Consider the following 16,802-nt stretch of genomic DNA (forward strand, 5'->3'; position numbering starts at 1 on the left):
CTTGAAACCCTTCAGCGGCAGCGCTGAAAACGAACAATGCTGCGGGTGAGGCCTTTCTCGGGCCAGTTGGGCATCACCCGCCAGGGGGTGTGCACCGTGAGCACGTCGCCCTCGATCGCGAAATAGCGGGTCTGTTCCGTGCCCACCCATTCCGGGTTCCAGGCCACATCCACCTGGGTGATCCAACGGTCATCCTCGAGCCGGTAGGTGCCGGTGTAGGCGATCATGCTGCTCAACAGGGCCGATCGTTCCTCGGCATTGCTGCCCGGTTGGCGACCCTCTGCCGAGAGCATGAAGGAGAGACGACCCTCCGCCGTGAAGATCACATAGCCGCTGGGGTTGTCCCCCATCGATGCAAAGGTGTTGCCCTTGGCTTGTTCCTCAACGTCGTAGCTCAACAATTGCCAGGCGCCATGCACGCTGGTGGAACTGATCGCTTGGGCGGGCTGAACCGAACTGACGCTCACAACTGAATCTGTTCCTGAGCGGCAACCTATCGATCGTGGCTTGGCTTGGACAGCCTGAAGCGAGGCATTGCTGTGCAATTGATGCCATTGATTGCCGAACCAGTAGCAACAACAACGAAAGTGATCAGCGTGCTGGAGCGCGGCAGGGCCGCCAGCCCCGCTTCAACATCACACTCCAGGTGTCGATCGCGTTCTGATGCAGAACGCGGCGATGGTTGATGGGTTGCGGTGGTCGGGGCGGGTCGTAGTGATACGTCCTGATCGAAACCCAGGCCGTGGTTTCTGAATTCAGTTCCGGCTTGAAATGCACCAGCCGCTGTTGGGTTGTGTTCACCAACCATCCCCGCCCACCCTGGTCAGGGTTTGATTGGGATGTTGATTGGTGCTGGGAGTTGGCCATTTGAACGCATTCTCGAGGCCAACTGTTTGACGCCGAGGGCTTTGTCAAACCACCAACACAAGCTGCTCACACATGCTGATTTTTTGTTTTTCCAGCCACTCAACTGAATTCAATCCTTTTTCCCCCTTGTGAGCAGCACAATATTTGTTCTAATAGAGAAGTAACGACCTCACAGACCTATGCTTACCGGAGCTGAATTGCTCAACCGCGTCAAGGAACTTGGCGATTGCGCCAAAACAGATCTGGCCAGGGGTTGTGGTTACGTCGTCAAAAAGAAAGACGGCTCTGAGCAGGTGAAATTCACCGCGTTCTACGAGGCTCTGCTGGAAGCCAAGGGCCTTTCCTTCTCCACCGGTGGATCCGCTGTGGGCAAAGGTGGTCGCAAGCTGTCTTACAAAGCTGTGGTTCAGGGCAACGGCAATCTGTTGATTGGCAAGGCCTACACCGCTTTGCTGGAACTGCAGCCCGGCGATGAATATGAGATCAAGCTTGGACGCAAGCAGATCCGCCTGATCCCTGTTGGCGGTTCCGAAGAAGAGGATTGATCTCCGGTTCAGCAACAACACCATTCTCCCCGTGGTTCCCTTAGGTTCCACGGGGACTTTTTTGGCTCCGATGCCCTATCAACCCACCAAGGAGCATCTGGACCATCAGATTCCAGACGCGTTCAAGAGCATCAATAGTTTGATGCGACAGCTCAAGCAGGACATCGGCATGGATGACCGCTACATCGCCCTGATGCTTGATGCGCTCTCGCGGGAGTATTCCGCCAAGCAGCCGATCCGAGAAGGTTTCGGCTTCCGCTGAAGATCAAGCTGTTGCTATCAACCGGTGGAACGGCGTCTTCCTCCACCCATGAAACGACTCCTGCTCGTCCACAACCTGGTGCACGGTCAGAGCGTTGTGCACGAACTGGATGACAAGGATTTCGCTGTGGAGCTGGTGGAGGGCGATCCGGAGACCGATGATCAGGGCGAGATGGACGTGGAGAGTCGCTTTTTCATCCGCGTCGACAACGAATGAGCTCGCGTTGACCTCAGTGCCGAACCACGCCCGGTGCGCAGCTCAGCACAGAGATGATTGATCGGGTTGGATCAGCGCTATCGCGAAGGAACCTCTGGGTGGAAGGTGATGGCAACGCGCTACGTGCTTCGGACGGGGGAGGTGATCCACTCCAACCGCAATCCCGAGGAGCTCGACGTCTACTGCTACCGAACCGGCGCCAACGACCACACCTGCCTGCTGCTCTCCGATCAATCCGAAGCGGATTTCCTGCTCCGCTATGGATCAGACGAGTTGAACGTGGCCTATTGACGCCGCTCGGATCGTGGCCTGAATGGGTGGGCATCTAGGCAACGCCATGGACGACGTCAGGCTGCAACAGCTGCTTCAGGAGGCCGAAGAGCATCTCCGTGCCCGCAGCTGCCGCCAGCGCTATGAGCGCGCCGTGGTCCGTCTGCCCGACAGCCGCCGGGGCATCTGGTTCGGTGATGACAAGCGTGCGGCCTAAGGCGCGCCGTTGACCAGAAGGGCTGGCTCCAGGGGGGCGTGCAGTAACTCAAAAACCGAATCGATGCGCTCGGCTTCCACCTGCGAGATCGAGAGCATCAAGGCCAGCAGATCCAGCCTTCGCCGCTCCTCGGCGGAATAGGGCCCATCGGAGCGCATCAGTTCTGAGGCCATGGCGTAGGCCGTGAGCGCTTGATCGGCCGTGAGCGCCTTGGCTGCTTCCAGCATCAGCGCCTTGGTGCCCTTCTCAAGGCGCATGGCCAGCACCGCATCCATCAGCAGCACCACTTCGTTTTCACTCATCCGGCAGTAGGGCGCGCGGTAGTCGAGGGCATGCCGGAATGCCCTGGCCCCAGCCCGGCTGAGGGTGTCGTCCCACGACACCGCGGTGAGGCCGACGGCCGCAAAAGCAGTGACGACATTCATCAGGAATGGCGCAAGCGTTGGCCAACTGTCAACGAATGGTCGCGATCCCTGTTGTTAAAAGCGCAACAGCTCTGCGCAGATGAGTCGTTGCACCTAGTTGGCCTGTCGCCTCATTCCGGCAGGCGCTCCACGGCCACATGCATGAACCGCTTCACCATGGCGATCGGCCAGCCTTCCCGCTGCAGGTCTTCAGCGATCTGATCGATCTGAAAGCCGATCTCTTCGGCCACCAGCTCTTCCAGCAGCTGGTTCGAATGTTGCGTGGTGGTCATGGGCCGGTGCTCAAGCTAAGCAGCACTGCATCGGGCCTAACCCACCTCGGCTGTGTTTCGCCACCTTGATTTGGTCGCGTTCAGTTGCAGGCTTGCGGCGCCGTTGCCAGCTTGAAGGCATGAAACAGGCTTCCCTGCTCCGGCGCATCGGCACCTACCTGCTCGGCTTGGTGGATGAGTACTGGGCCATGCGTCGTCCCTGGCAGTACGGCGCCAAGCAACCCCAATGCGGCCTGCAGTGCGATGGCGATCACTGCGAACCCGTCGACTGAGTCAGCCCTGCGCACAATGCGCGTTTACACGGGTTGCCGCTCCTCCATGTCCCCACAACAGTGAGGTCAGCCAAGGAGATGAGATGGAGTTCAAAAGCCGCATTTTTGCCACCTCGCGTGGGTCCACCATCGACGCCATCGGCGACGGCAAATATCTGGTGTGCAATCCGGCCTATTGCTTCATGGTGCATGGCCTGCGCCAGGCCCATGAGGCCGTGCAACGTCAGGAAAAGCCCGCCCTCTGAGCCATGGCTGAATACCGGATTCACTGCAAGCACTGCGGCTATGAAGGGCAGGCCAACTCCCGTTGGATCCCCTTCGTTCAGGTGGAGAAGCGGGGGCAGGATTGCCCCCATTGCGGGCGCCCCACCCTGCTGGAGCCCTGGTGCAGGCTGCGGGCTGAGGCGTCCATGCCTGATTACTGAAAGGTCTGCCAGCTGCTGGTGAGCCACTGGGGAGCCACGCTCCACCAGATGGCCGTGGCCACAAAAATGGCAGTCAGCCCGATCAGGCTGGTGATCAGCTCCTCCTGCCGGTTGTCGGAGCGAAGTTTCCTGGCTTTGCCCACGGTTGTCCTTGGATGCTTCCCTCGGTGTAAGGCCTCGGCTCGGCATTGGCCATCGGTCAAAACACCCGGCCGCAGCTCTGGCGATGATGGGTTCAGCGTCATGGTCCGATGAGCACCGCCACGTTTGCTGAGTTCGCCGAACGGGCCGACTACTCCCTGCTGGAAGCCCTCACGCCTGACCCGGAGTCCACAGCGGATGGGGAGGACCACCGTCCCCGCCAGGTGCTCTCGGGCCACTACGTGCCGGTGACGCCCACCCCGATCCCCGAGCCCCAATACCTGGCGCACAGCCGCAGCCTGTTCAGCGAGCTGGGTCTCAACGACGACCTGGCCCAGGACGATCAGTTCCGCCGCATGTTTTCCGGTGATCTCGGTGTGGCCACCGGTCCGATGCGGCCCTGGGGCTGGGCCACCGGCTACGCCCTCTCGATCTACGGCACCGAATACACCCAGCAGTGCCCCTTCGGCAATGGCAACGGCTACGGCGATGGCCGAGCCATGTCGGTGTTCGAGGGCTTGTTTGAAGGGCGCCGCTGGGAGATGCAGCTCAAAGGTGGTGGTCCTACCCCTTACTGCCGTGGTGCTGATGGTCGCGCCGTGCTGCGCTCCAGCGTCCGTGAATTTCTGGCGCAGGACTTCATGCATGCCCTCGGTGTGCCCACCTCCCGGTCGTTGACGCTCTACGTCTCCCATGCCGAGACGGTGCGTCGCCCCTGGTATTCCGAGAACTCACGCTCGATGGATCCGGACGTGATGGTCGATAACCCGGCGGCCATCAGCACCCGGGTGGCGCCATCGTTTCTGCGGGTGGGGCAGCTGGAGTTGTTCGCCCGCCGTGCCCGCAGTGAGGCCCATCCCCGGGCGCATCAGGAATTGCACCAGATCGTGGTGCACTTGATCGAACGCAATTACCGCCAGGAGATCGATCCCGGCCTGCTCTTCAGCGACCAGGTTGTGCTGTTGGCGCGCTTGTTCCGTGATCGCCTCACGACCCTTGTGGCCAACTGGATCCGTGTGGGCTATTGCCAGGGCAACTTCAACAGCGACAACTGCGCCGCCGGTGGCTTCACTCTCGACTACGGCCCGTTTGGCTTCTGCGAGCTGTTCGATCCGCGCTTTCAGCCCTGGACCGGGGGCGGCGCCCACTTCTGCTTCTTCAACCAGCCGGTGGCCGCGGAGGCCAACTACCGCATGTTCTGGAAATCCCTGCGCACGCTGATGGAGGGCCAGGCGGAGGTCCAGGCCCAACTGGATCAGTTGCTGGAGCAGTTCCCCGCTGCCATGCAGGAGGCCATGCAACGGATGTGGAGCAGCAAACTCGGTCTGCCCAGTGCCGACGACGCCCTGGTGCAAGAGCTGTTGAAGCTCCTCGTGGAGTCCAGCGCCGATTACTCGATGTTTTTCCGCCGCTTGTCGGATCTGCCCGAGCAGATTGATCCGCTGCGGGACTGTTTCTATCTGCCCCTTTCGGCCCCCCTTGAATCCCAATGGAACGACTGGTTGCTGCGCTGGCGTGCCCAGTGGCCCAGTGGCGTTGATCCGGCCCTGATCTCTGCTGGCATGCGACGGGTCAACCCGGCCATCACCTGGCGTGAATGGTTGATCGCTCCGGCCTACCAGCAGGCTGGCGCAGGCGACACCTCCTTGATGGCTGAACTGCAGCAGCTGTTCAGCACCCCCTACGAGCCCCCTTCCGCTGAATTGGCGGCTCGCTACGACCGCTTGAAACCGCGGGAATTCTTCAGCGCCGGTGGGGTGTCCCACTACAGCTGTTCGTCTTGAGCGCTGACGACGTTCTGGAGTTCTGGTTCCAGCAGTGCTGTCCCTGGCAGTGGTTTCGTCGCCGCGACAGCTTCGATGCCCTGGTGCGAGAGCGATTCGGCGAGTCCGTTGAGCGTGCCCTCGCTGGAGAGCTGGACCACTGGAGCTGTGGACCCAGCAGTGGTCTGGCCCTCGTGCTGCTGCTGGATCAGTTCACCCGTCAGATCTGGCGGGGCCAGGCCCAAGCCTTTGCCGGAGATCCTCAGGCTCTGAAGCTGAGCCTGGAGGCGCTGGAGCGGGGATGGATCGCAGCGGAATCGCAACGACCGCGGCGGCAGTTCTGGCTGATGCCTCTTCTGCATAGCGAAGACATCAGCGTGGTGGCCAAGGCCATCCCTTTGCTGAAGCACTTCGCGGACGCTGCCACCGCCGATGTGGCCCGCCGCCATCTCCTCCAGCTGCAGCGCTTTGGCCGCTATCCCCATCGCAATGCTGCTCTTGGACGGGTGAGTTCACCGGAGGAAATGGTGTTTACGCAGCAATCACAACGTTGAGGGTCCCTCGCCTTCGTCTTTCATCAGACGCAGCGCTGCATTCATCACGGCAGCTTTCACGGCTCGGCGCTCCAGCCCCTGGCGTTCGAAGTGCCGAACGATGCGCGACAGGTCCCACCAGACCGCCACTTCCACTTCATCCATCTCATTGGCGACGTGGAGAGTCATGGTTGCGCTGGGTCTAATTCAGCTGTAGCCCCGTGCCAGCACCGCCTGAGGCGTCTGCGGAATGACTGCTGAATTCAGTTAAGACTGCTGCACTGCATGCCGTTGTTTGGCCTTGACGCTTGCCCTGCTTGAGCCCCTGCTGTTTCTTGCTGCGGCTGGTTCAGCTGCAGCGGGATTGCTGATCCTTCAGTTGGGGCTGCAACGGGTGTTTTCTGTGGCACCGCGCTTGAAGCCGGCCCAAGACGTTGCTGTTCCCGACACGTCGCTGACCGTGGTGATCCCGGCCTTCAACGAGGCCCACAACATTGAGGCCTGTGTCGCCAGCGTTCTGGCCAATCAGCCCCCCTGCCGGGACTGGTCGCTGCTGGTGGTGGATGACGAGTCCAGCGATGCAACGGTGGAGAACGCCCTCCGGGCTGGTTCTGCAGCGCCCCACTTTCGGCTGATCCAGGCCGGCCCCAGGCCCGTCAACGAACGCTGGGTGGGCAAGAACTGGGCCTGCAGCAGGGCCGTTGACCAGGTCTCCAGCGAGTGGCTGTTGTTCATCGATGCCGATGTTCGGCTCAAGCCCGATGCCCTCAAACGGTCCCTGGCTCAGGCCCTTGATGAGCAGGCCGATCTGCTGAGCCTGGCGCCGCGGTTGAGTTGCGGATGCCTGGCGGAATGGATGGTGCAGCCGATCATGGCCAGCCTCCTGGGCCTCGGCTTTCCCATCCTCGAAACCAACGACCCGGCATCGCCGGTGGCGTTTGCGGCGGGGCCCTTCATGTTGTTCAAGGCCTCCACCTATGCGCAGATTGGTGGGCACCGGGCCCTGGCTGGAGAGGTGGTGGAAGATCTGGCCCTCGCCCGTGCCATCAAGGGAGGAGGCCATCGGCTGCGTTACATCCTGGGGCTTGATGCGGTCGATCTGCGGATGTACAGCGACCTCGCGGCGCTCTGGGAGGGCTGGACCAAGAACTGGTTTCTGGGCCTGGACCGGGACCCCGTCAAAGCCCTTGGCGCCGCTTTGGTGGTGGTGTTGATGTTCACCGTGCCCTGGCTGTTGCTGCCGGCATCGCTGCTGCTGCTCTGGCTCCAACCCCTGCTGGCGTCGGCTTGGTGGTGGGTGTTGGCGCTGGCGAGCTTGGCCATCCTGCAACAGCTGCTGCTGCGGCTGTGGACGCGCAGCAACTTTGATGTGCCCCTCAGCTACTGGTGGCTGATGGGAGCCGGTGGGTTGCTGGTGGGTGCGATTGGCCCTGTCTCGATCTGGCGCACCCGCACGGGACGCGGTTGGACCTGGAAAGGCAGGGCTTTGAATTAGGCGTGGTGTCCCTTTTTGCGGGCATCTTCGGCCCGCCGCCGGATTGCCGCATGCCGGAATGCTTTTTCCAGCTTGGTCAATTTGGGTTGTTTGTCTTGCAGGGCAGCTTCGCCACGGGCTTTGGCTGCGTTGATGAAATCGTCCGATTTGGTACCGCTGAGTCCACCCATGTCCATGCCTCAACTGAATCAAGCCTGGTTTCGTTGCGGCTTCATTGGGCTCGAAGCAAAGGCTTTTTATCGAATTCAGGTTTGAACGGAATTGTTTGGTAGTCCTTGATCCCATTGATGAGCCATCCCTTTTGAAGGCTCGGCCTCAGGCCGCTGTGTGCGAAGGTAAGTAGTCTTGATCAATTCTTTTTTTGACGATCTTTATCGGAAATCTCTCCTGGGACGCTGAGCGGGAGGATCTCATTCATCTGTTCGGTCAGTACGGCGAAGTGAGCAAGTGCTCCTTGCCCCTCGACCGGGAGACGGGCCGCAAGCGTGGTTTCGCTTTTGTTGACCTCAGCAGCGAAGCCGATGAGCAGTCGGCAATCGACGACCTGCAGAACGTTGAGTGGATGGGTCGCGCCATCTCCGTTCGCAAGGCCGAACCCCGCCGCTGAGCTTCACAACAGCTTCGCTTCACCTCACTGTCCAAAACCGCGTTCCGTTGTGGATGGTGAGGTTTTGTTCTGCGTTGGGCTGTGGCTGTTGAGAGGCCTGCTGTTGTGAGGCCTGGTTGAACCGACTGTCGAGCCAACGCGAAACGATGTAGATCCCAATGAACATCGGGATGTAGATCTGATAGGCACTTTGTTGTTCAATCTCGAGCTGATTGACGACCGTGACAGCTGCGGTGCTGAGCACGAGGTAGATCCCGACGCGCCGAAACAGGGGAGATTTGAACAACGTTGTGAGAGCTCAAGCGTTTGATCATGTTCTCCTGCCGTTGAACTCCCTCAATTGGGGGATGTGCCTGACGTGCTTCACCTGCTGAATGGGGAGGCAATGCAACGCTCCGATGCCACCCGCCTATGACCTGATCATTGAGCGTGGGGGCTCGATCGTGGTGGAGACCATCGAGGCCTGTGACGAAGACGCCGCCTGGCGCGCTGGCCTGATGTTGCACATCGACGCGCTGATGGCCGTGGTCTGCAGGGATGAACACCACCACGAATCGACGCGGGCTTAGTGTTTCTTAAGAGTTGGAGCGATGCTGTGATCGGTTTGATCGCCTCAGGTTTGTTCCTGGTGTTTCCCTCAATTCCCGGAGGAGATCTTTCCCTGTTCCAGCAGCTGAACAGGGAACTCGGTGCCCTCTGTCAGGAGCCACCCGCTCAGGCCATCAGGGTCTGTCGCCTACATGCCCGCCTGGTGAACGGCTGAGTCAGCGCTCGTCCGGCACCACACCACAGGCAACCCGTGCTCCACCTCCACCGAGGGGGGGCTCATCCCTGTAGGTGTCGCCGCCTGCATGAACAATCAGTGCTTTTCCCTTCAGGTCAGCGGTGCTGAGCCGTGGCGCCACCACGCTGGTGTTGGTCTTGCCGTCGTCATCCACCACCAGCCTGCTTAGATCGCCCCGGTGACCGTTTCCGAAGGGGCCGAGGTGTTGACCCGTTTCGTCAGGGTCCCAGTGACCTCCGGCAGCCAAGCCGGCAACAGGTGTGCCTTCGGCGGTTACGCCCACGTCACAGCTTCCCGTGCTGTGGAGATGGAAGCCATGTTCTCCAGGGCTCAGCCCGGCCAGATCGGGATAAATCACCAGGCCCTGGTCGGTGTCTTGCGCGGTGACGCTGCCGATCGATTCGCCAATGCCGTTGGCATCAATGCGTTGCAGGCTCACCTCCAGGGCTCCGCACCAGCCCGGTGTGAGCGTGAGCAGGCCGATGAGCAGAACGAGCTGGGCGAGCAGGCGACGCATCACAGAACAGTGTGTTCTTGAATTGTCGCCCCCGGTTGGTGCCGTCTGCGGTGAAGATGGTGCGTCGTTCAGCTGATGCTTGGTGATGCGTTGGGAATACACCCAGTTGCGCTTCGTGCCCCGGGGGAAGTCGTGGACCGGGGAAATCGAGGAGCTCTGGCTGGATGATCGCCAGCTGATCTCCAGAAGTCATCCGCAGCGTGACGTCACCCTGGTGGGCTTGATGAATGAATTGGGAGAGCAGGGTTGGGAATTGGTGACCTACGCCCAACCCTTCACCGGCTACCACGGTGGTTGCTACACCTTCAAACGTCAGAAGTGAGCAGCTGCTTCAGAGCGGGCTGGCATTGATGTGCTGGGCCATGCCCATAAAACCGATCACGAGAAGAGCAACAGCAACGGTTGAGGCAATGGATGCCAAGCCCATTTGTGTTTGATGGCTCAGGCTTTTCATGCATCAACCTCGTTTTTCAGATGCACGAGAATGCATTGTTCATAACAACTGCCATCATCAAGATTGCAGAGGGTCAGGCATTCGAAATAGGCATTCACTTGTGATTCAGTGACGCAGGCTTGGGAGGCATTTGGTGACTCCAGGTTTGTATTCAGCACGCCTTTCTCAATTCGCAGAGCGACACTATGCCGATTTTCTTTTTTGGGCAATGAAATTATTGCGGCGGGTAAATACCTAGATAGGAATACCTATTCGAGTCAAATGTAGCTTCCAGCTTGATTCATTCTTGTCATTAATCCAGTGCTGGAGCGCTCTCCAGTCGATCTGATTGCAGGCCCAAGCTCTTTAAAGTGAGCCGATGAGCAAGGGCAACCCCGCTGAACGGCTCGAGGACGAGCTGGATCGTGCCAAGGCTCGTGGCCGTTGGCTCAGTGACGATGAGCAGGCTGCGCTTGATCGTGAAGCTGACGCCGAGGCCCTTCTGGTGGAGGCCAAGCAAAAGCGTGATCGCAAGCTGATGATCCTCACCGGGGTCTGCCTGTTGATTCCGCCGTTGTGGCCTGTGGCCCTCGGGCTGACCTTGTTTCTTCTCTATCCAGACACCATGGCCAGGATCGGGCTGGCGGCCGCCATCACCTTGCTGCTTGGCGGATTGCTGTTGGCCGGCTTGCTCGGTTTGGCGATGGTCTGGCTGATTCAGGTGCTGTTCTGATCAGGTGCTGTTCTGATCAGCTCTGCTGAGATCAGTTGCGAGATTTCACCACCGTCATGCCGACGGGAGCCAGGGCAATCAAAGCCAGCTTGATGTGCTGAATGCCGAAGGGAATGCCGATGATCGTGACAAAACAGGCCAGGGCACTGCTGAGGTGACCCAGGGCCAGCCACCAGCCGGCCACAAGGAACCAGATCAAATTACCGAGCGCCCCCAGGGGGCCCGTCCCCAGATCACCCCGTCCCCTGAGCTGACGACGGCTCACGACTTCGGAGCCGAAGGGCCAGAGCGAGAAACAACCGACCACCCAGCACGACCGTGCCCATGGCAGGCCAACGATGGTGATGGCGCAGATCAACGCGGCCAGCCACCAGGCCAGAGCCATGGGAAGTCCGCCGAGAACAACCCAGAGCAGGTTGAGGATCATCGAGATCATGTCTCCATTGTCACGGCAGGCCCAAGGCTCGTTCGTTAAATTCTGTAAAAGGTGTTTGACCGGGCATGGCGGGCAGTTGGGGGATTGTGGGTTGTGGATATGTGGGATCCGCTGTCGCCACCCATCTCAGGCGCCAGGGCCATGAGGTTGTCGGCACCACCACCAGCCCCGGACGGTTGGCTGAGCTATGCGATCTGGTCGACCACCCCCGCCTCTACAGCGCTGGCGATCCGATGGCGGATCCCAGTTTCCTGGATCGGCTCGATGGGGTTCTGATTGCGATGGCGCCCACCACCGCCACCTTTGAAGAAGATCAGTACGAGAAGGTTTACGGCCAGGCGGTACCGGCCCTTGTTGAGGCGCTGCGTCAGCGCCAGGGACACCGACCGCTGCATGTGACCTACCTGAGCAGTGCAGGGGTGTATGGCGATCAGGCCGGCGCGATCTGCAATGAGCTGACCCCTCCGGATTGTTCCAACAACGCCAACGCTCTTCTGGCCAGCGCCGAGGCCTCTGTTCTTTCCTTGAACGACGCTTCAACCCAGGCCTGTGTGCTGCGGCTGGGTGGTATTTACGGTCCTGGCAAGGACATCCCGTCGTACATCCGCAGTGCTGCTGGGCAGCCGGTTCGCAAGAACGGCAACCACATCAATGCCTGGGTTCATCTTCACGACATCATTCGCGGTGTTGATTTCGCCTTCGGCCGGCGCCTCCAAGGCATCTACAACCTTGTGGATGATCTCCAGTTCACCCGGCGTCAGCTTTCCAACGCCTTGTGTGATGACTTCGGACTGCCCCCTGTGATCTGGGACAACCACGATCGCCCCGGCGCACGCATCTTCAATGCCCGTGTCAGCAACGCGCGGCTGCGTGAAATCGGATTCCAGCCCAGCGTCAGCTCCATGCTGGAACCTGTTGCGGCCTGAGGGGCCAACCCCCGCATAGCGAAGCTGTTCAACGTTCGCGGCTGATTTGATTTTTCGATACAGATTGCGCATCGATTTCTCATTTTTCGTTGTTGTTGTAAAGCAGGATTGCGGAATCCACGTTCAACTTGCTGCGTTGATTAGACCCTGCACATTCAACGCGGCGGCGCTGTGAAAGACGAATCGTTCTGCATCGAATTTGCGTCCTCCTTGGCCTTGATGTTGCTGGAGCTCAACGCAGAACTTCTTGAGCTTGCAGACGAAGCCTCCAACGTCACAGCCGAGCTTTCTGTTGTTGAGCTTGAGCGTGCCTGCTGATGCTGGATCGCATTCGTGCCGTCTTTGCTGAAGCCCAAGCCGAGGGCATGGATCAGCTGTACGACGTCATCAATGCGGCGCGTGATCTTGCACCGGATTCAGATTTTCAGGCCTGCTACGACCTTGTGATGGCATCCGGCGGCCCTGAAGTGGAAACCTGGATCAACTTCACGGTGACCACAGCCACCCGCTTCGATCTTGACGATCAACCGGAGCCGGAACAGTTTCTTTCCGTTCTCGAGGAGTGTTGTGATGCCCGTCGTGAGCAGCAGCAGGCTCAGCCTTCGGAATAACGAAGGGCCTTGAGGCCCATCACCAGATGGGTGCGAAAACTTCCCAGCGCCATCACCTGCTTGGGCGATCGGGTGTCGCTCACTGCATCGCCCTGCCCTTCGATCCAGCGCAGCAACTCCTGGGTTTGGTCGGCCCATGCACTCAGTGCTGCGCGGAGCAATTCGTCATCGCTGAGTCGCCCTTCTGGGACGGCGGATGTGTCCATCGCCGCTTTCAGCAAGGCGTTGAGTTGCTGATGGCTCAGCGCGTCAGGAACAAAGGGATCAGGATCGATACTTAAGAGAATCTTTAGGCGTGCTTCGACCGTAGTTCAGGGGTATCGGTTGCGACCACCCGTGTTTTGGCTCATTCCGTCAGCTTGATCGAGCTTGATCCGGGTCAACGCTCAGTCCGCGGGTGGCAAGGGCCAGGCGCCGTGCTGCCAACAGGGCTGGATAAGCCAGTGCTGAACGTTGGTTGTCACTGAACAGCTTGGCCAGCAGTCCGAGCAGGGGATCGCTGGGGTTCATGCGCCGGCTGAGTTCCGCAATGGCTTCGCTGCCATGCCACGTCTGCTCTCCTTCGATCAGCACGGCGCCATTGCGCAGAGGCAGGCCGAGGGCATTGAGTTCGCGACGGATCGTGTGATCGGCGCGCCCATCAACAATGCGCAGGTTGGGAACACCCGCCTGGAGCTCACTGCGGAGGGCGAACTCTCGACAGAATGGGCATCCGCCGTCGTAGATGAGGGTCAACAGCATTGCTGAATTCTGTCGCGAAGGGCCTGGGCCTGGCGTTGTTGATGCTCTGTCTGCTGTTGGCTCCCCAGCCGTCATGGGCCGATTGGATCTGCGACGGGGATCGGCTCAGTGTTGAGATCACGCGGGGAGCCGTTGATCTCACTGGCCTGGCGGAAGGCATTCCCAACACGTTGGAGGGAACCCTGCCGGGGGACGGAGTTCTGCTGCGCTGGCGTGATCTGGAGTTGCAATTACCGCGCACCAACAATGCAGGTGCCCCCAGTTACACCGATGGCCGTTGGTGGTGGCGGGTCGTTGATCAATCAGCACCGGAATTTTGGGAACGCCGCGGCACGGTGATTCGCCACCAATGTGAACTGATCTGAGCCTTCCTCCAGCTACCGCCGTTTTCGCTTGCGACGGTTGGCCTTGCGGGTTCCTCCATAGCGATAACCAGCTTGTTCGCGAAAGTTCGGCCAGCAGGTTTCACACACCAGGATCCAGTCGGCGAGTCGGGCGGTGATCACCCGGAAATGCACGTCTCCCGGCTGTCTGCAGTGATCACAACAGAATCTTTTGTTTTTCCACAGTTTTTCAACCGACTCCTCTGGCGGATCGGTGCCCTGAAGCTTCTCCTGAGGATTGCTTGCTTCGTTCACAGCAGGGACCGCTTCGTTGCCACTTGAGGCGTCTTCGAAATCACTGATGCATTTGTTGCTTGAAAACAATGGCCAGCACAGCATTCTTCACATTGAGCGGCAGGATGTGCCGGGGACTGCCGAGCATCTGAGGCTTGTTTTCCACGCTGATGGCCAAAACCACTGTGATCGCCAGGATCAGCTGTTTTGGCCCTGTGGAAAAGCTGTGAATAACTCTACGAATCGCTTGGAACTTGGGCGTTGATGGAGGCTTTTAGGGCGGCCATCTCGTGGGCGGTGAGGTGAGCCTCGACGGCCTCAGGGGTGTTGTTCAGATAGTGGACCCATGCCTCGTAGCACTGTTCCTGCGTTGCTGATGGGTTCTGACCTTCGCCAACTCCTGCGTTGAGCAGAAGCTCTTCAATCCTGGCCAGCTGAGCTTCGATCCGGCTCAAGCGGCTGCCGATGGCGTCGTCCTGTTTCGTCACCTGCGGATGGGCAGTGGTTCCCGTGATTGTTGCGGAGAGCGCCTGGGTTGACGCTGTAGTACATGCGCACTAAAACAGATGTACTGTTCCGAAACTCATGGCTGCGAGTTCTCCTTACGCCACCTTCCGCGCTGACGAGTGGATGCGGCATTCCTTGATCCGACCCCGCAAGGCGTTTCCGCCGGCAGCCTCGGCGGTGGCGAAACCTCGTGCCAGGCCCACCGCTTCTGTTCGAGCCTGTGATGCCGTGCAGGGCGAACTTTTTCTCTTTCCCGTCGTGATCTGCTGAGCCTTCGTCTCTGCGACAAACATTTGCAGGAGTCGCTGTTTGCCCCCTGTTCTGCCAGGGTGATCAGTGGTTTTTATTGCCAGATCATGCTGTTGTTCGCCTCTCAGACAGCTCCAGGCGGTCCGACTGTCATTCTTCCGGCCCTGCTGATCACCGGACTTCTCGTTGCAGCATCCCAGGCGTTCGTTCCCAAGGGCGGCGACAAGAACTGAGTCCTGCCGTTCTCCTTATCGAAGGGCTGAAAGAACATCAGCCCCGAAAGCATTGGCATCAAATCCCGACTTTCTGGGTGTCTGTCCCAGTCGCACGATCACCGCGCGCTGGGATGGAGCCACCAGAAGAAGTTGTCCCTGATAGCCCTCAGCTGAATAGCTGTCATTGGGCAGATCCGGCCTTGACTTGCGGCGGCTGAGCCACCAGTGCGCGCCATAGGCCTGTTTGGATCCCCGCGACGCCGTCCGTGCCTGCCGCACCCAGGTTGCGGGCAGAAGTTGCTTGCCGTTCCAGCGGCCCTGATCGAGGTACAACTGGCCAAACCGGACCCAATCGCGGCCGCTGGCCCACACCAGGGATGAGCCCACCAAGGTTCCACTGTTGTCGTTTTCGAGAACGGCAGTTGTTATCCCGAGAGGCCCGAACAATGCCTTCTCGGGAAAGCTCCAGTAGCGCTGATCGTCATCGATGGCGTGTCTCAGGATCCGGCTGAGGATGTTGGTGGTTCCGGATGAATAGCTCCACTTCTTTCCCGGTTTTTTGCTGAGGGGTTGGCTGGCGGCGAACCCTGCCATGTCGGCTTCCTGGGTCAGCATCCGCACCAGGTCCGAGTTCAGTGTTCCCGTCGATTCCTCGAAAGCCAGTCCGCTGTTCATGCGCAGCAGTTGATCCAGGCTGATCCTTTGGCGTGGATCCTGCGGATCACTCCATTCAGGCACCTTCGGTGGCTTGCCTGGATCCAGAAGCCCTTCTTGGATGGCCCGTCCGATTAGGGCATGGGTGATGCTTTTGCTCATCGACCAGCCAATCAGTGGCATGTCGGGCTGGATGCCTTGGGCGTAGCGCTCGGCGATCACCCAGCCGTTCTGCACCACCACAACGGCGCGGGTGCGTTTGGGTGTGAGCGGCTCGTTCTCTTCAAAGGCGCGATCGAGAGCGTCCTTCAGTGCCTGCTCATCAACCTCTGGCGGTTCTGCGGCGGCTGTGTCGCTCAGGGGCCAGGCGGTGCCAATGGGATGGGGCGTCGCGGAGTCAGGCTGGTTTGGCTTGGGCAGCCGGGGTTTTGGATGCCCATCGATCTGCCATGTGCATCCCCGTTCGCCGTTCTGAATCGCTTCAGCACGAATCAGCCCGAACAGGGCGCTGGCCTCAACGCGTCCAGCGTTTGGTTTGATCCGGGTGTGGATCATCCCCTGGCCGGCGGCCAGATCTTCGTTGAGCACCTGCTCTGGATCCATTCCAGCCATCAGCACGCTGCTGCAGAGCTGCTTGGCGCTGAAACTCGTACCCGCCCTGGCGAATGTGATCAGGTTGCGCAGCGGAGGCTCCAGGCCTGCTGTGGCGCTGAAGGCCACGGCCGCCACGGAGATCACCACCGTCCGCCACTGCTGCTTTGTCACCCTCAATGGCCATGAAAAAAGCGGGGGTGTCCCCGCTTCAATCATGGATACAACGTTGGCTTCAGTACACGTCGTAACTGACGCCGCGGTAACGCAGTTCCCGCCCACCGCTTGGGTGCTGTTGTGGGTCGATTTGTTCGTAGGCAACGCCGCGATAGCGCAGCACCTTGGTTTTGCTTCCCACCGGGGTGTGGACCCGGTCGGTGTGGCCTTGGTGGCGGTAGGCCCGTGCCATCTGTGTTCTGGCCGTTTCGATGGCCTGATTGCGCACAGTCCGTGCCTTGATCAGTTGAAGGGTGTTCAT

General features: G+C 59.9%; 38 protein-coding genes. 22 read left to right on the plus strand and 16 right to left on the minus strand.

The genetic code is table 11. The features are described 5' to 3' along the window. Window positions 1-11: 11 nt before the first annotated feature. Both SynTAK9802_RS05230 and SynTAK9802_RS05235 read right to left on the minus strand, forming a co-directional pair. The gene (locus tag SynTAK9802_RS05230) at window positions 12-467 is read right to left on the minus strand and encodes a lipocalin-like domain-containing protein (RefSeq protein WP_186497642.1); all 456 of its coding nucleotides are present in this window, start codon (window positions 465-467) and stop codon (window positions 12-14) included. Between the two features lie 124 nt (window positions 468-591). Continuing rightward, a complete protein-coding gene (locus tag SynTAK9802_RS05235) occupies window positions 592-801 on the minus strand; it encodes a DUF1651 domain-containing protein (RefSeq protein ID WP_255487868.1) in 210 nt (69 codons plus the stop codon). A 245-nt stretch (window positions 802-1,046) separates the two neighbouring features. On the opposite strand from SynTAK9802_RS05235, the gene SynTAK9802_RS05240 reads away from it, so the two are divergent. From SynTAK9802_RS05240 to SynTAK9802_RS05260, 5 genes are all read left to right on the plus strand, one after another. Next, complete coding sequence (locus SynTAK9802_RS05240) at window positions 1,047-1,412, plus strand: AbrB family transcriptional regulator (protein WP_186497647.1); 366 nt, start codon at window positions 1,047-1,049, stop codon at window positions 1,410-1,412. 61 nt (window positions 1,413-1,473) lie between these two features. Continuing rightward, on the plus strand, window positions 1,474-1,674 hold the full coding sequence (locus SynTAK9802_RS05245; RefSeq protein ID WP_186497648.1) for a hypothetical protein: 201 nt from the start codon (window positions 1,474-1,476) through the stop codon (window positions 1,672-1,674). A gap of 48 nt (window positions 1,675-1,722) precedes the next feature. Next, window positions 1,723-1,890, plus strand: coding sequence for a hypothetical protein (locus SynTAK9802_RS05250; protein WP_170951960.1), 168 nt, complete (start codon window positions 1,723-1,725; stop codon window positions 1,888-1,890). Window positions 1,891-1,998: 108 nt separating this feature from the next. After that, window positions 1,999-2,181 (plus strand): hypothetical protein, encoded by a 183-nt coding sequence (locus SynTAK9802_RS05255; RefSeq protein WP_186497649.1) that lies wholly within the window; start codon window positions 1,999-2,001, stop codon window positions 2,179-2,181. 46 nt (window positions 2,182-2,227) lie between these two features. Then, window positions 2,228-2,377 carry a hypothetical protein gene (locus tag SynTAK9802_RS05260; RefSeq protein WP_170950621.1) on the plus strand — a complete coding sequence of 50 codons (150 nt, stop codon included), beginning with the start codon at window positions 2,228-2,230 and terminating at the stop codon, window positions 2,375-2,377. Here SynTAK9802_RS05260 and SynTAK9802_RS05265 read toward each other — a convergent pair. Together SynTAK9802_RS05265 and SynTAK9802_RS05270 are read right to left on the minus strand one after the other, a co-directional pair. Then, window positions 2,374-2,802 (minus strand): tellurite resistance TerB family protein, encoded by a 429-nt coding sequence (locus SynTAK9802_RS05265; protein WP_186497650.1) that lies wholly within the window; start codon window positions 2,800-2,802, stop codon window positions 2,374-2,376. The genes SynTAK9802_RS05260 and SynTAK9802_RS05265 overlap by 4 nt on opposite strands. A 110-nt stretch (window positions 2,803-2,912) precedes the next feature. Then, on the minus strand, window positions 2,913-3,074 hold the full coding sequence (locus SynTAK9802_RS05270) for a hypothetical protein (RefSeq protein ID WP_170950620.1): 162 nt from the start codon (window positions 3,072-3,074) through the stop codon (window positions 2,913-2,915). 119 nt (window positions 3,075-3,193) lie between these two features. On the opposite strand from SynTAK9802_RS05270, the gene SynTAK9802_RS05275 reads away from it, so the two are divergent. From SynTAK9802_RS05275 to SynTAK9802_RS05285, 3 genes are all read left to right on the plus strand, one after another. Continuing rightward, window positions 3,194-3,346 carry a hypothetical protein gene (locus SynTAK9802_RS05275; RefSeq protein WP_244272254.1) on the plus strand — a complete coding sequence of 51 codons (153 nt, stop codon included), beginning with the start codon at window positions 3,194-3,196 and terminating at the stop codon, window positions 3,344-3,346. Between the two features lie 83 nt (window positions 3,347-3,429). Then, window positions 3,430-3,591 carry a hypothetical protein gene (locus tag SynTAK9802_RS05280; protein WP_170950619.1) on the plus strand — a complete coding sequence of 54 codons (162 nt, stop codon included), beginning with the start codon at window positions 3,430-3,432 and terminating at the stop codon, window positions 3,589-3,591. Between the two features lie 3 nt (window positions 3,592-3,594). Further along, a complete protein-coding gene (locus tag SynTAK9802_RS05285; protein WP_156783051.1) occupies window positions 3,595-3,771 on the plus strand; it encodes a hypothetical protein in 177 nt (58 codons plus the stop codon). On the opposite strand, the gene SynTAK9802_RS05290 is transcribed toward SynTAK9802_RS05285, so the two are convergent. After that, entirely contained in the window at window positions 3,765-3,914 is a 150-nt protein-coding gene (locus SynTAK9802_RS05290) for a hypothetical protein (protein ID WP_170950618.1), read from the minus strand. The two genes, SynTAK9802_RS05285 and SynTAK9802_RS05290, sit on opposite strands and share 7 nt — an antisense overlap. A 108-nt stretch (window positions 3,915-4,022) precedes the next feature. Here SynTAK9802_RS05290 and SynTAK9802_RS05295 point away from each other — a divergent pair, with 108 nt between their 5' ends. Both SynTAK9802_RS05295 and SynTAK9802_RS05300 read left to right on the plus strand, forming a co-directional pair. Continuing rightward, window positions 4,023-5,696 carry a protein adenylyltransferase SelO family protein gene (locus SynTAK9802_RS05295; protein WP_186497651.1) on the plus strand — a complete coding sequence of 558 codons (1,674 nt, stop codon included), beginning with the start codon at window positions 4,023-4,025 and terminating at the stop codon, window positions 5,694-5,696. Further along, complete coding sequence (locus tag SynTAK9802_RS05300) at window positions 5,693-6,229, plus strand: DUF924 family protein (protein ID WP_186497652.1); 537 nt, start codon at window positions 5,693-5,695, stop codon at window positions 6,227-6,229. The genes SynTAK9802_RS05295 and SynTAK9802_RS05300 overlap by 4 nt, the downstream gene beginning before the upstream one ends. Here SynTAK9802_RS05300 and SynTAK9802_RS05305 read toward each other — a convergent pair. Then, the gene (locus SynTAK9802_RS05305) at window positions 6,218-6,397 is read right to left on the minus strand and encodes a hypothetical protein (protein ID WP_186497653.1); all 180 of its coding nucleotides are present in this window, start codon (window positions 6,395-6,397) and stop codon (window positions 6,218-6,220) included. The two genes, SynTAK9802_RS05300 and SynTAK9802_RS05305, sit on opposite strands and share 12 nt — an antisense overlap. 112 nt (window positions 6,398-6,509) lie before the next feature. Here SynTAK9802_RS05305 and SynTAK9802_RS05310 point away from each other — a divergent pair, with 112 nt between their 5' ends. The 3 genes from SynTAK9802_RS05310 to SynTAK9802_RS05320 all read left to right on the plus strand — a co-directional run bounded on the left by SynTAK9802_RS05310 (window position 6,510) and on the right by SynTAK9802_RS05320 (window position 8,310). After that, window positions 6,510-7,703 carry a glycosyltransferase family 2 protein gene (locus SynTAK9802_RS05310; RefSeq protein ID WP_186497654.1) on the plus strand — a complete coding sequence of 398 codons (1,194 nt, stop codon included), beginning with the start codon at window positions 6,510-6,512 and terminating at the stop codon, window positions 7,701-7,703. Further along, entirely contained in the window at window positions 7,673-7,975 is a 303-nt protein-coding gene (locus tag SynTAK9802_RS05315) for a hypothetical protein (protein ID WP_186497656.1), read from the plus strand. Before SynTAK9802_RS05310 ends, SynTAK9802_RS05315 begins: the two co-directional genes overlap by 31 nt. Window positions 7,976-8,064: 89 nt before the next feature. Then, the gene (locus SynTAK9802_RS05320) at window positions 8,065-8,310 is read left to right on the plus strand and encodes an RNA-binding protein (protein WP_006850138.1); all 246 of its coding nucleotides are present in this window, start codon (window positions 8,065-8,067) and stop codon (window positions 8,308-8,310) included. Between the two features lie 19 nt (window positions 8,311-8,329). Here the strand turns inward: SynTAK9802_RS05320 and SynTAK9802_RS05325 are convergent, their stop codons facing one another. Then, entirely contained in the window at window positions 8,330-8,596 is a 267-nt protein-coding gene (locus SynTAK9802_RS05325; protein WP_255487869.1) for a hypothetical protein, read from the minus strand. Window positions 8,597-8,708: 112 nt separating this feature from the next. Here SynTAK9802_RS05325 and SynTAK9802_RS05330 point away from each other — a divergent pair, with 112 nt between their 5' ends. Next, window positions 8,709-8,879 (plus strand): hypothetical protein, encoded by a 171-nt coding sequence (locus tag SynTAK9802_RS05330; RefSeq protein WP_186497658.1) that lies wholly within the window; start codon window positions 8,709-8,711, stop codon window positions 8,877-8,879. Beyond that, window positions 8,879-9,073: a hypothetical protein gene (locus SynTAK9802_RS05335; protein ID WP_186497660.1), complete on the plus strand. Its 195-nt coding sequence runs from the start codon at window positions 8,879-8,881 to the stop codon at window positions 9,071-9,073. Before SynTAK9802_RS05330 ends, SynTAK9802_RS05335 begins: the two co-directional genes overlap by 1 nt. Before the next feature lies 1 nt (window position 9,074). Here SynTAK9802_RS05335 and sodC read toward each other — a convergent pair whose 3' ends face one another. Further along, window positions 9,075-9,611, minus strand: a complete 537-nt coding sequence (sodC, locus tag SynTAK9802_RS05340) for a superoxide dismutase family protein (RefSeq protein ID WP_186497662.1) — start codon at window positions 9,609-9,611, stop codon at window positions 9,075-9,077. Between the two features lie 85 nt (window positions 9,612-9,696). Here sodC and SynTAK9802_RS05345 point away from each other — a divergent pair, with 85 nt between their 5' ends. Then, on the plus strand, window positions 9,697-9,933 hold the full coding sequence (locus tag SynTAK9802_RS05345; RefSeq protein WP_006851383.1) for a hypothetical protein: 237 nt from the start codon (window positions 9,697-9,699) through the stop codon (window positions 9,931-9,933). A gap of 9 nt (window positions 9,934-9,942) precedes the next feature. On the opposite strand, the gene SynTAK9802_RS12560 is transcribed toward SynTAK9802_RS05345, so the two are convergent. Continuing rightward, a complete protein-coding gene (locus tag SynTAK9802_RS12560) occupies window positions 9,943-10,065 on the minus strand; it encodes a hypothetical protein (protein WP_255487870.1) in 123 nt (40 codons plus the stop codon). A gap of 358 nt (window positions 10,066-10,423) precedes the next feature. Between SynTAK9802_RS12560 and SynTAK9802_RS05350 the strand changes: the two genes are divergently transcribed. After that, window positions 10,424-10,777 (plus strand): hypothetical protein, encoded by a 354-nt coding sequence (locus SynTAK9802_RS05350; protein WP_186497664.1) that lies wholly within the window; start codon window positions 10,424-10,426, stop codon window positions 10,775-10,777. Between the two features lie 31 nt (window positions 10,778-10,808). Here the strand turns inward: SynTAK9802_RS05350 and SynTAK9802_RS05355 are convergent, their stop codons facing one another. Next, a complete protein-coding gene (locus SynTAK9802_RS05355) occupies window positions 10,809-11,213 on the minus strand; it encodes a YccF domain-containing protein (RefSeq protein WP_186497666.1) in 405 nt (134 codons plus the stop codon). A 65-nt stretch (window positions 11,214-11,278) separates the two neighbouring features. Between SynTAK9802_RS05355 and SynTAK9802_RS05360 the strand changes: the two genes are divergently transcribed. The 3 genes from SynTAK9802_RS05360 (at window position 11,279) to SynTAK9802_RS05370 (ending at window position 12,750) form a co-directional block, all read left to right on the plus strand. Next, entirely contained in the window at window positions 11,279-12,139 is an 861-nt protein-coding gene (locus SynTAK9802_RS05360; protein ID WP_186497668.1) for an SDR family oxidoreductase, read from the plus strand. A 171-nt stretch (window positions 12,140-12,310) separates the two neighbouring features. Next, the gene (locus SynTAK9802_RS05365; RefSeq protein ID WP_170951019.1) at window positions 12,311-12,457 is read left to right on the plus strand and encodes a hypothetical protein; all 147 of its coding nucleotides are present in this window, start codon (window positions 12,311-12,313) and stop codon (window positions 12,455-12,457) included. Further along, the gene (locus SynTAK9802_RS05370; RefSeq protein ID WP_186497674.1) at window positions 12,457-12,750 is read left to right on the plus strand and encodes a hypothetical protein; all 294 of its coding nucleotides are present in this window, start codon (window positions 12,457-12,459) and stop codon (window positions 12,748-12,750) included. Before SynTAK9802_RS05365 ends, SynTAK9802_RS05370 begins: the two co-directional genes overlap by 1 nt. Here SynTAK9802_RS05370 and SynTAK9802_RS05375 read toward each other — a convergent pair. Continuing rightward, window positions 12,735-12,956 carry a hypothetical protein gene (locus SynTAK9802_RS05375; RefSeq protein ID WP_244272250.1) on the minus strand — a complete coding sequence of 74 codons (222 nt, stop codon included), beginning with the start codon at window positions 12,954-12,956 and terminating at the stop codon, window positions 12,735-12,737. The genes SynTAK9802_RS05370 and SynTAK9802_RS05375 overlap by 16 nt on opposite strands. Window positions 12,957-13,104: 148 nt before the next feature. After that, window positions 13,105-13,491, minus strand: a complete 387-nt coding sequence (locus SynTAK9802_RS05380; RefSeq protein WP_186497675.1) for a DCC1-like thiol-disulfide oxidoreductase family protein — start codon at window positions 13,489-13,491, stop codon at window positions 13,105-13,107. On the opposite strand from SynTAK9802_RS05380, the gene SynTAK9802_RS05385 reads away from it, so the two are divergent. After that, window positions 13,491-13,856, plus strand: coding sequence for a hypothetical protein (locus SynTAK9802_RS05385; protein WP_255487871.1), 366 nt, complete (start codon window positions 13,491-13,493; stop codon window positions 13,854-13,856). The genes SynTAK9802_RS05380 and SynTAK9802_RS05385 overlap by 1 nt on opposite strands. Window positions 13,857-13,868: 12 nt before the next feature. Here the strand turns inward: SynTAK9802_RS05385 and SynTAK9802_RS05390 are convergent, their stop codons facing one another. Further along, complete coding sequence (locus SynTAK9802_RS05390) at window positions 13,869-14,129, minus strand: hypothetical protein (protein ID WP_114989305.1); 261 nt, start codon at window positions 14,127-14,129, stop codon at window positions 13,869-13,871. 215 nt (window positions 14,130-14,344) lie between these two features. Then, complete coding sequence (locus SynTAK9802_RS05395; protein WP_186497676.1) at window positions 14,345-14,596, minus strand: hypothetical protein; 252 nt, start codon at window positions 14,594-14,596, stop codon at window positions 14,345-14,347. Window positions 14,597-14,693: 97 nt separating this feature from the next. On the opposite strand from SynTAK9802_RS05395, the gene SynTAK9802_RS05400 reads away from it, so the two are divergent. Next, the gene (locus SynTAK9802_RS05400; RefSeq protein ID WP_186497677.1) at window positions 14,694-14,885 is read left to right on the plus strand and encodes a hypothetical protein; all 192 of its coding nucleotides are present in this window, start codon (window positions 14,694-14,696) and stop codon (window positions 14,883-14,885) included. A 227-nt stretch (window positions 14,886-15,112) separates the two neighbouring features. On the opposite strand, the gene SynTAK9802_RS05405 is transcribed toward SynTAK9802_RS05400, so the two are convergent. Together SynTAK9802_RS05405 and SynTAK9802_RS05410 are read right to left on the minus strand one after the other, a co-directional pair. Continuing rightward, complete coding sequence (locus tag SynTAK9802_RS05405) at window positions 15,113-16,498, minus strand: serine hydrolase (RefSeq protein ID WP_255487872.1); 1,386 nt, start codon at window positions 16,496-16,498, stop codon at window positions 15,113-15,115. A 61-nt stretch (window positions 16,499-16,559) separates the two neighbouring features. Next, entirely contained in the window at window positions 16,560-16,802 is a 243-nt protein-coding gene (locus tag SynTAK9802_RS05410) for a hypothetical protein (protein WP_170950614.1), read from the minus strand.

The sequence above is a fragment of the Synechococcus sp. TAK9802 genome (assembly GCF_014279535.1).
Classification (GTDB): Bacteria; Cyanobacteriota; Cyanobacteriia; order PCC-6307; family Cyanobiaceae; genus Parasynechococcus.

Excerpts from the sequence above, each read along its gene's own strand:
- SynTAK9802_RS05410 (WP_170950614.1), bottom strand. The coding sequence starts at position 16,802 with ATGAACACCCTTCAACTGATCAAGGCACGGACTGTGCGCAATCAGGCC.
- SynTAK9802_RS05305 (WP_186497653.1), bottom strand. The coding sequence starts at position 6,397 with ATGACTCTCCACGTCGCCAATGAGATGGATGAAGTGGAAGTGGCGGTC.
- SynTAK9802_RS05380 (WP_186497675.1), bottom strand. The coding sequence starts at position 13,491 with ATGCTGTTGACCCTCATCTACGACGGCGGATGCCCATTCTGTCGAGAG.
- SynTAK9802_RS05250 (WP_170951960.1), top strand. The coding sequence starts at position 1,723 with ATGAAACGACTCCTGCTCGTCCACAACCTGGTGCACGGTCAGAGCGTT.
- SynTAK9802_RS05360 (WP_186497668.1), top strand. The coding sequence starts at position 11,279 with ATGGCGGGCAGTTGGGGGATTGTGGGTTGTGGATATGTGGGATCCGCT.
- SynTAK9802_RS05355 (WP_186497666.1), bottom strand. The coding sequence starts at position 11,213 with ATGATCTCGATGATCCTCAACCTGCTCTGGGTTGTTCTCGGCGGACTT.
- SynTAK9802_RS12560 (WP_255487870.1), bottom strand. The coding sequence starts at position 10,065 with ATGAAAAGCCTGAGCCATCAAACACAAATGGGCTTGGCATCCATTGCC.
- SynTAK9802_RS05375 (WP_244272250.1), bottom strand. The coding sequence starts at position 12,956 with ATGGACACATCCGCCGTCCCAGAAGGGCGACTCAGCGATGACGAATTG.
- SynTAK9802_RS05345 (WP_006851383.1), top strand. The coding sequence starts at position 9,697 with ATGCGTTGGGAATACACCCAGTTGCGCTTCGTGCCCCGGGGGAAGTCG.
- SynTAK9802_RS05260 (WP_170950621.1), top strand. The coding sequence starts at position 2,228 with ATGGACGACGTCAGGCTGCAACAGCTGCTTCAGGAGGCCGAAGAGCAT.
- sodC (WP_186497662.1), bottom strand. The coding sequence starts at position 9,611 with ATGCGTCGCCTGCTCGCCCAGCTCGTTCTGCTCATCGGCCTGCTCACG.
- SynTAK9802_RS05400 (WP_186497677.1), top strand. The coding sequence starts at position 14,694 with ATGGCTGCGAGTTCTCCTTACGCCACCTTCCGCGCTGACGAGTGGATG.
- SynTAK9802_RS05295 (WP_186497651.1), top strand. The coding sequence starts at position 4,023 with ATGAGCACCGCCACGTTTGCTGAGTTCGCCGAACGGGCCGACTACTCC.
- SynTAK9802_RS05255 (WP_186497649.1), top strand. The coding sequence starts at position 1,999 with ATGGCAACGCGCTACGTGCTTCGGACGGGGGAGGTGATCCACTCCAAC.
- SynTAK9802_RS05240 (WP_186497647.1), top strand. The coding sequence starts at position 1,047 with ATGCTTACCGGAGCTGAATTGCTCAACCGCGTCAAGGAACTTGGCGAT.
- SynTAK9802_RS05330 (WP_186497658.1), top strand. The coding sequence starts at position 8,709 with ATGCCACCCGCCTATGACCTGATCATTGAGCGTGGGGGCTCGATCGTG.
- SynTAK9802_RS05370 (WP_186497674.1), top strand. The coding sequence starts at position 12,457 with ATGCTGGATCGCATTCGTGCCGTCTTTGCTGAAGCCCAAGCCGAGGGC.
- SynTAK9802_RS05285 (WP_156783051.1), top strand. The coding sequence starts at position 3,595 with ATGGCTGAATACCGGATTCACTGCAAGCACTGCGGCTATGAAGGGCAG.
- SynTAK9802_RS05275 (WP_244272254.1), top strand. The coding sequence starts at position 3,194 with ATGAAACAGGCTTCCCTGCTCCGGCGCATCGGCACCTACCTGCTCGGC.
- SynTAK9802_RS05280 (WP_170950619.1), top strand. The coding sequence starts at position 3,430 with ATGGAGTTCAAAAGCCGCATTTTTGCCACCTCGCGTGGGTCCACCATC.
- SynTAK9802_RS05265 (WP_186497650.1), bottom strand. The coding sequence starts at position 2,802 with ATGAATGTCGTCACTGCTTTTGCGGCCGTCGGCCTCACCGCGGTGTCG.
- SynTAK9802_RS05350 (WP_186497664.1), top strand. The coding sequence starts at position 10,424 with ATGAGCAAGGGCAACCCCGCTGAACGGCTCGAGGACGAGCTGGATCGT.
- SynTAK9802_RS05270 (WP_170950620.1), bottom strand. The coding sequence starts at position 3,074 with ATGACCACCACGCAACATTCGAACCAGCTGCTGGAAGAGCTGGTGGCC.